At 54.3% G+C, this 247-nt stretch carries 1 pseudogene; it reads right to left on the reverse strand.

Annotated elements, in window-relative coordinates:
* Window positions 1-70: 70 nt before the first annotated feature.
* Window positions 71-247 (reverse strand): annotated as a pseudogene (locus AF337_RS41855) (ABC transporter permease); the annotation flags it as partial.

Consider the following 247-nt stretch of genomic DNA (forward strand, 5'->3'; position numbering starts at 1 on the left):
ATAACGTTCTGCGCTTCATGTTCACTCCTCCATTTTGTTTGTTATGAAATGCCGGGTTGAGCCGGCATCCTCATTTCGATGCGGGTGTGATCCTCCTCACAGCTCCGCGCTTGCGCTGGGCGTAACCTGCTATGCCGATGGCAATCAGCAGGGTGACGCCGTTGAACAGCGGTTCGACGAAGAACGACCCGCCGAATTGCTGAATTGCTGATATTCCGACCGCCAGGATGATGACACCGATCAAGGT

It is taken from the genome of Rhizobium ecuadorense (genome assembly GCF_001187535.1).
GTDB lineage: Bacteria > Pseudomonadota > Alphaproteobacteria > Rhizobiales > Rhizobiaceae > Rhizobium > Rhizobium ecuadorense.